Here is an 8,538-nt window from a genome sequence, read left to right as displayed (position 1 = left end):
CAGGAGGGACAGCTCTGAAGCGAGCCGCCCTGGTGGTTGCCTGTAAAGAAGACCCTACCCCCGCCCACCTCTTGGGGCGATGCATCAGGGGCAGGGGAGATGTTGCCTTGTGGGTTACTCGCTGTAGGCCGAACCGTTCTCGCGGGCCGCTGCTATGGCCTCTGCATGCCCATGGAAGACGTGCCATGCACCCTTGGCCGCAGCCCTTCTCAGCGTCGGGTAGTCTGCCTCGTCGACATGCTCGAAATAGGTCTGAAGGTTCAACCCATGCTGGCGCAGAGTGTTCCTGTCCAGATGCTGGCGGAATGCAGTCTCGACCACAGCCGCCTCCACCTCGTCGATGCCGTAGGCTTCACCGGCAATCCAGGCTACCCCGCATACTCTCGCCGGGTGTCCGGCCCTAAGCCCCACGTGCGTCCGGCTCACCGATGTGCAGGACTCAATGCGCCTCTTCACACTCTGCCGGCGGCCCGGTATTATTGTGGACGGGCAGGGCAACCAAAATGGAGCCTGAGGACGACCTGAAGGCCCGTATCGAGGCTGCATTGGTTCGCGGCCACCTCAGCCAATGGCAGCGCCAATTCCTCCTCGATATACGTGACCGATTGGCGAAGTACGGCCCGCGTACGCGGCTGAGCGCGAAGCAGTGGGCGAAGCTTTACGAGATGATAGGACCCGCATCGCCAAGCACATCCGCGCCATGGCAATCTCGCCCAAACAATCCCCCTTCGTCGCCGCGCTGGCGCCCGCGCCGTCGGCGTAGCCCACTCGCTCGCGAGGCGAGGTACTTGGCGGCCAGGTTCGCAAGAACCTTCGGGATTGTTCTGGTGCTGGTCGTCGGGTCTCTGATCTACTCGTACGTCGTCAAGGGCAGGCACATCACTTGGCCAAGCATGCCATCCTTCGCGAAATCGGACGCAGCAGGGGACACGTTGCCGCTTGCCAGAACCCAGTTCACCATAACGGACGGTGATACCATTCGGCTCAATGGTGCTGCCAAGGGAACCCGGCTGGTCGGCTTCAATGCGCCTGAGAGCATCGAGCCAAGGTGCACCGTCGAGGCAGACATTGGGCGTCGAGCGAAAGCGCGCCTCACCGAACTAGTCGCCTCCGCAAGACTCGAACTAAAGATGATACGCTGCTCCTGTCCCGCCGGGACCGAGGGTACCAATCGTTGCAACTACGGGCGAAGTTGTGGTTCGCTGTTTGCCAATGGCCAAGACGTAGGTGACGTCCTGATCTCTGAGGGGCTGGCCGTGCCATTTATCTGCGGCGATACAAGCTGCCCGCCGACACCCCGACCTTGGTGCGCCTCCCAAAAAACCGGGCAGTAATGCCATTTACTATTCGCATGTAATTAGCTGTGGAGGCAGGCTTTCATAATTGAGCGCCTATTGCGTATCGACGCTCGCGTCGTACAAACGCGTCGGTTCCCCCTTCAAGTATCCGGCAGGTTCTTTCACGAATACCGGTGCCATCCGGGGAGGTGTGTTCCAGGGCATTCGACGAGTAAGAAATTCGTGGGAGACCGCTCTCTTGGATGTCCGCTGAGGCTATTATTACTTGTTCTGAGTCGCCGTTCACGACGAGGTTCGGGTTATGGGTGATTAGGATGATCTGCCGGCGCTTCTTGGCAGACCTGAAATAGGCGGTTAGCAGAGCAAAAATTGACTCGTTGTCGAGATTCTCGTCCGGCTGATCGACGATAAGGGGCCGCGTGTCGCGCTCATCGAGACCTAGGTACAAAATGAGCAGCACGATGCCTTTCGTACCAGGCGACAGCTTCTCTAGGTCAGTTCCACGGTACCTGAGCCCGTAGTTTAGTTGAACATGGTCAACATCGTATAGCCATCCGAGCAGGTCGGCGAGCGTGCTCCCTGTCCTCAAGTAGCCGGTGCTCGGCAACTTCGGATCGCGAAAGCCGACCATGAATTGCTCGTGGGCTCGCTGAATTTCATCTACATCCCCGGAAGCCCAAGCCGGGAGCAGCAGCCGCCGAGCCTCTTTCGCGATGCCTTCCATTGAGCCGTAGGGTAGCGTTCTCCTCTGGTCGAGAAGCATACCGCCGCGCCCCAGCCAATCGTCGAGGTCGGCCTCCCAACGTATGGAAAATTGTAGGTCCTGTTCATGCTCGCGGTCTGCAAGCTTGTCGTGAACCGGTTGGTACAGCAACTCCAAGGCCGCTTGTTCAAGACCGAGGTTTCGGAAGAAGGCTTTATAAACGCCCAGTCGGCGATCGCGGGCGCTCATTAGTTCTTGCTTGATAGAGTCCTGCTGAGCGATCTCCGCATCCAATCTTGTGATCTCAACCGAAATAGCGGCGAGCCGCGTCTGTATCGCCTTTACGCGATCTTGCCGCGCTTTATCTGAAGACTCCTTTTTCGTGAGTTCCGCAATCAACGCTTGCAACGCGTTAATCGTGCCGTCGGCAGGCTTTGTTGCGTCACCCTCGAGCTTGGCGATTGCGGCAACAAGCTCGTCGTCCCGGCGCTTCAGGACCGCTTCATAGCTGCCGATAAACTTCGGAGTGAACAGGTCTTGATCGGGCTCAGCGATCAGCGCTGAATTGAGCAGTGTGACAACGTCATCTTTGTAGCGCCCGATTTCCCTTGCGATTCCCTGCGCCTTGGCTCGAATATCTATTAGTCGCTGTCGCTGCTGCTTCATTCCTCCAATGGTGTTCTGAATCTCGCCAAGTTTTGTGCGCGCCGCCTGCAGCGCTGCTTGCGTCTTTGCTTCCTCCTCTGTTGAGGGTTTGGGAACCTGCTTGGTTAGGCCGTCGGCCTCCTCGGCAAGCTTCTTTTTCCGCTCCAGTTTTTCAGGGATTTTCGAAAGTGAGAACCGGAGCGTTATATCGTCGCGAATAAGCTGGCTGATCTCATCCCTGAGTCGGTTGCCGTTGTCCCGAAGCGATTCCGTGCGGATGTTACGCAGCTCTTGGAAATTCGAAGCGTTCAGTGTTTCCGTCGGGTCCAATGCATCGAAGATTACTCCTTCAATCTCGCGAACTAGGTCGTCGCTGAGCTGATCGCCGGCACAAAGTTTCTCGACAAAACGTTGCGATAGAAACCGAGCGCTTCCCATCGAGGGCAACTCGCCGCCTAGACGTGCACTGGTCGAGGAGCCGTCCGCCCATTCGAGTTTCACCACCAAGTCGTCCAAAAACGAGCCTGCACGTTGAATAAAGCTAGCTTCACTCGGTTCCCAACTGCCGGCAGCAAACGCGATGAGTTCGGCCAAAGCAGATTTGCCCGAGCCCTTCTGCCCAATGATCGATACGAGACCTGAATTGAGGGGAATTGGCGTGGCTTCGAACCATTCGCCGCCGTTGTTAAGGGTTACTTTATCCAGGACTCGCGCGCGATCATGGTACATCGGCGGGGGAGGCCCGATGTGCACGCGCTCACCCGGTTCGAGCAGTATCTGCTTCAGCCCTTGAAAGTTGGTATCAGCTTTGATCCAGCAGAAGCGGTCATTGTCGGGCCTAAAAAGTGTTTGAATGCTGTGGGCATCAGAGCCATGGATGCACGGCTTCGGGCCGCCGAGCTTTTTCATGAAATCGACATTCTCATCCGGCTGATTGCGTCCAAGCCAGAAGTTGGTTTCTCCTAGTCGTCCAGAAAAGATGACGTCGCTAAATCGGGTGATCTCCTCTCGCATAGCCGCCCAACCGCCATCAGTCAGGAACCCAGAAAGCCCGTCCTTGTTACCTGAAACGGCAACTATAGAGTGCTCCTGAAGCCAATTCTCTTGATGGTACCATTCGCGGAATTTGCTGAAATCGATCTTGAATTGCTCGACGCCCTTCTTGAGTGCCGCCGTGTTGTCGATCAGCGTGTGGTCAACAGCGCGACCAAGCGCCATGAGCTGGGGTGGGGTGCATGAATAGACGCGGCTGTTGTAGTGCCAGTGCAATCTGGCGAGCGCATTGTTGATCTCCGCAACGTGGTTAGGATCGTCGGGAGACACGAGCAGATGAATGTTTACAGGCGTGTCTTTGTCCGTCGGCGGAGCTAGGCGAAACTCTATATTGGGTAGGATGAAGGCAATGTTCTTGAGACGCCCACCCTCGCGGTGCGCTCTCACCTTCTCGTAGTTGTCCAACAGTAGGTAGTCAGTGACTCCAAGTGCGCACACGTCGCGGCTGGCTTCGATCGCCGCTAAGTACTCGTCCCAGGTACCAAACCGGTCCTCCATTGCTGTGCCGGGCGTATGGACGTGCAGGTCCCAACGACGCCAAACCGAACCGCGCTCCAACATTGCCCCCTCCAAGTATCACGGCAGTATGCGCGGCATCTGTCCTGATGCAACGGGAAAAACAGACCCACGGGGTCGATTTGACTGAACTCTGTTCCTGCGGCTTGCTTCGTCTTTATTGGGCCCCCTGAGATGACTGCCCGTCAACGCCAACTATCGCGCGCGTCAAACGATGCACCAGGTCGGCCAATTCAAGGATATTCTGGTCGTCTTCCCTCGTGGAGTAAGGAGATACTAAATTGCCATGCATGACGGAGTTGCGCAGCTTCGACCAAGCTCCGACATTGGCGGCAGTTAGGATCTCTCTCTGCTGAAGGTCTCGGAGGAATTTGCCTACGGTCCTTGTCCCAGCAGTGCTAATTGCGCCAAGAACTCGCGACTTTAACTCTTCGTCGCCAACCCAGGCGGTGACGTAATCACGGAGGCTTTTTATAGCCTCTTCGGCATAGTCAGCCTTCAGGGGCGTCGGACCCATTAGCATCTTTGTGAGGCCTTCTGCGACACCCGCCAGCGTGAGGCAAAGCACCCATCGTGACCCTTGTGTAGCCTGAATGATTTCCTCGTAGAGGCGGGTAATTAGGTGTGATTCGAAATTCGGATTGCCGCCCTCATCACGTGCGCGTGCAATAAATTCGAGCAGTTTCGCGTAGAGCGTCCAGAAGTCCGGTTCGACCTCAGAAGGATTTCCCCCGACGAGAGAAGCGAGGGCCGAATCTCTGAATTGCCTCGGAGATGGCCGTAACGAAACCTGCGCCCTACCTCCTCCAAAGTTGCGGGCAACTAGGCGTGGATAGCTCAATTGTCCGAGCAAGATACGCAGCGGCTCTCCAAGCCAGTTCTCGGTATATGGGTGCGATAGTTCTTTTGATGATTTTGCGGTTACCCAGAGAGCGCCGCCTCGTTTGGTGCGGAAAAATTCGATCTCTGAGTCAAGAACTTTTACGGTCCGTTTGGCTAGGCGCCAACCCCGTTCGATCTCCACACCCTCTAACGTAGAGACCGTCACCACAGGCGTATCCACAGGCAGCCGAAGCTCAGGCTGGAAGACTAGTTCCACTCCAGATTCCTCAGACACCGAGGGCCCGGAAGCTCCTGTTTGTAAGGAGTGTAGATCACCGAACAACTCCCAGATGCCGCTCTTCGTCTCTCCTAGTTGTGGATGTGTCCAGCCCGCTGCCCATTCAGTTCCTTGGATATCCGTGGCAATGAGCCGAAAGCGGCGGGTGGAGTCGTATGGGTCTTTCTCCATCTGAACGAGACGCCTGAAGGCCTCACCACCTTCCAAGGGGGTGGCATACATCCGGTAGTCAATGTCGGTGAAACTCTTGATCACGATGCGACCGGAACCCGTGAAAATCGGCGGTTCAAAGTCACCACCGATCATCTTCATGGTCGGGCAGTCGAGCGTAATTGGAAGCGGCTTAAGCAGATGCCGCCAGCGGTCTAGTGTTCGGATACGCATCGGAGCGGATGGAGAGGTCAAGAAACATCCTTCATATCGGCCGCTCTCGCGTTCTTTGCAAGCGCGTTCTCGAGCGCCCGTCTGGCTACCTCAAGTCGTGCTTCATCGCCACCATAGTCCTCTCCAACACTTCCCGAGGAGTGGCCCAAAAGGATGTCTTGGTCCGATTTGCTGACGCCGGCTAGCCGCAGGCGATCCTTCATGAGGTGGCGAAGCGAGTGTGTGGTCGCCTTGCGATCAGTTACGCAGGCGGCGGGACACCTTATTTTTTAATGCGGCGGTCGTCATTTTTTAATGCGGCGGTCGTCGTGCCACTCGACGGTGATGTAGGGAACGGCATGGTCGAGGTGCACGTCTGCCACCCGCAGCCCCGAGACTTCAGCCAGTCGGCACCCTGTCCCTGAGAGAAGCCGCCAAATGTGGTGGAGGTCCTCTTTGGCTTGAGAGACAACACGGGCCGATATCGCGGCAACTTCGTCAAGAGTGAAGGGCCGGCGCTTGTCCCTGTCGGGCTCTGCCTTATCCTTGGGGGGCGCCTCGAAGTTCATGAACGGGTTGGTGACGCCATTGAGGTCGAACTCTCTGATCGCGTGGTTGATGACCGCGCGCGGAGGCCTTTGCCTTTGTCTCATCCCGTCGTGTGCCGTCCGAATCAATGCCATTTCCGATTGATGGGCATATTGGCGGGTATGATTTTCATAAACAAGAATTATCAAACAAAATCAAATACATATGGCGGAGGGAGTGGGATTCGAACCCACGGTGAACTTGCGCCCACGCCGGTTTTCAAGACCGGTGCCTTAAACCGCTCGGCCATCCCTCCATCGTGATCTTTCAATCACTTTGGTGCCTGTGTTGACCTTCGGATCCTGCTGTTGGCATCATCCGCACCGCACTGCTCTAGTGCGTGGCGCGAAGACCTGTCAACCGCGCCGGCCTGTACATTTGCCGAAACGCAAGCTTTCGCCGTTCGTCCCTTGCCCCCAAGACCCGGGATGCGTCATTCGGCGGTTGAGTCCAGACGTCAGGGATCGCCAAATCGGACAGGGGTTTTGGGAGCGCCGGCGATTCCCTAAAAGTCTAGCGATCGGGAGAGCACGTTAGAAGGTACGTGTGGTAACAGTTAATTCAACCATCGCTGGTATCAAAAGAGAGGGTGGCGGCTCCGACCGGCGTTGGGGGTGGGTAGCCGGAGCCGCCTGCGCAGCCAGGGGTAGTTGGTTGACCGCGCTGTCTCAGAATAGGACAGCGCGGTCTACGAACGGTTAATACGTCGCAGATTTCTAAATCAGCACTGGCTAATGGAACGGAAGCGCCTTCCGCTATTTGAATCGAGTTCAAATTTTGCGTGAGGCGTTCCGATGCGCCTGCTGCCGCAGGTTGCGGGCTGTTCATTTGGCGCCGGCTATTCAAGACCGCTGATAACAGGCGGGAAAGCTTTCACCACGTTTCAAGACCGTGGCCTTAAACTGCTCGGCCATCCCTCTATCGTGCCAATCACTGGGGTGTCTATGTTTTTTGGCGCGCCAGACGCGGGAGGTCATTTCCACCGCACTTCCCTAGTGCGTGGCGCCAAGACCTGCCACCCGCGTCGGATCGTCGCTCGATATATTTGCCGAAATGCAACAGTATCCCGCCAAATCGGCCCAGCCTGATTGACAATGTGGCACACGCCCGACCAATCTGTGGCGTAGTGGATCTTTCGGGGTAAAGGGAATCATGAAGAAGATTTACGAAAAGCCGATTTTGACCAAGCGCGAGAGGCTGTCGCACGTTACGGCGCAGGTGGCTCCGTCTTCCCAGCAACCGCCGGCCTGACGAGCGCGTTGGCGCCAAGCACCTTCTGGACTGTGGGCCGGTCTGAGAGCCTTCGAGGCGCCGGGACTACGCCGGCGCCATAGTTTTGTTCCGCCTTTGCTGCGATGGCAGCGGTCAACTGGCCAATCAAGTCGCTGGCATTGCCTCGCTCGGCGTTCACGGCCACGCCGGTACAGGCCTTGCCACAATCTCGCCGCCTTCCGACCACAATCGGTTAATACGGTGATAAGCAATTCCTGCGCACAAGGGGATTGGGGATCCGGGTGTCGCTGGCAAAGTGTCGGGCAGGTGCTTTGGCTCCGCTGACGTTCAGCTGGTGGCGAGACTGTAGGGGACATCATAACAATGCAGATTTCGGCGCGCCCGCGTCTACGTCGCGCTCCAGCTCTTGCACTGTGCGCCATATCGGCGGTGCTGCTTGCCGCCTGCACCTCGACGCCGCAGCCGAAGGCGATGATCGACAAGAGGCCGCGCTCGAAGGAGTATTTCGCCGAAACCGAATATGGCGTGAAGGCAAGCCCGCGCGTTGCCTTCATGCGGCGCGGCGGCGGCCGCGACCAACTCGGCAAGCCCTACCAGGTGCGCGGCAAATGGTATTATCCCAAGGAAGACAAGCGCTACCGCAAGGTCGGCCTGGCATCCTGGTATGGCGATGCCTTCCACGGCCGGCTGACTGCCAACGGCGAAGTCTATGACACGATGCAACTTACGGCGGCGCATCCGACGATGCCGCTGCCGAGCTACGCCCGCGTCACCAACCTCGAAACCGGCAGTTCGGTCATCGTGCGCGTCAACGACCGCGGCCCATACCATGAAGGCCGCATCATCGACGTTTCGGAGCGAGCCGCGCAAATGCTCGACTATGACAAGGTCGGCACGGCCAAGGTGAAGGTCGAATATGTCGGGCGAGCGCCGCTCGACGGCGATGACGACCAGTATCTGATTGCCTCATACCATCCTGGCAACAACCGGCCGGATCCGTCGGACGGCTTACCGACCGG

Annotated in this window: 5 protein-coding genes and 1 tRNA gene; 1 reads left to right on the top strand and 5 read right to left on the bottom strand. The window is 57.5% G+C overall.

What is annotated here, in order from left to right; genetic code table 11:
- Window positions 1-114 precede the first annotated feature (114 nt).
- The 5 genes from EN742_RS14955 to EN742_RS14930 all read right to left on the bottom strand — a co-directional run bounded on the left by EN742_RS14955 (window position 115) and on the right by EN742_RS14930 (window position 6,542).
- Window positions 115-321, bottom strand: a complete 207-nt coding sequence (locus EN742_RS14955; protein WP_128332965.1) for a hypothetical protein — start codon at window positions 319-321, stop codon at window positions 115-117.
- Between the two features lie 1,056 nt (window positions 322-1,377).
- Window positions 1,378-4,260, bottom strand: coding sequence for a TrlF family AAA-like ATPase (locus tag EN742_RS14945; RefSeq protein ID WP_128332964.1), 2,883 nt, complete (start codon window positions 4,258-4,260; stop codon window positions 1,378-1,380).
- Between the two features lie 112 nt (window positions 4,261-4,372).
- On the bottom strand, window positions 4,373-5,740 hold the full coding sequence (locus EN742_RS14940; protein WP_128332963.1) for a hypothetical protein: 1,368 nt from the start codon (window positions 5,738-5,740) through the stop codon (window positions 4,373-4,375).
- A gap of 263 nt (window positions 5,741-6,003) precedes the next feature.
- The gene (locus EN742_RS14935) at window positions 6,004-6,435 is read right to left on the bottom strand and encodes a hypothetical protein (RefSeq protein WP_128332962.1); all 432 of its coding nucleotides are present in this window, start codon (window positions 6,433-6,435) and stop codon (window positions 6,004-6,006) included.
- A 17-nt stretch (window positions 6,436-6,452) separates the two neighbouring features.
- Window positions 6,453-6,542: transfer RNA gene (locus EN742_RS14930), tRNA-Ser, on the bottom strand.
- Window positions 6,543-7,882: 1,340 nt separating this feature from the next.
- Here EN742_RS14930 and EN742_RS14925 point away from each other — a divergent pair.
- On the top strand, window positions 7,883-8,538 hold a 656-nt coding region (locus EN742_RS14925), incomplete at its 3' end, for a septal ring lytic transglycosylase RlpA family protein (RefSeq protein WP_148670109.1).

It is taken from the genome of Mesorhizobium sp. M4A.F.Ca.ET.020.02.1.1 (assembly GCF_004022645.1).
Classification (GTDB): domain Bacteria; phylum Pseudomonadota; class Alphaproteobacteria; order Rhizobiales; family Rhizobiaceae; genus Mesorhizobium.
Note: the sequence above shows the minus strand (reverse complement) of the source record. Positions and strands in the feature narration are given on the sequence as shown.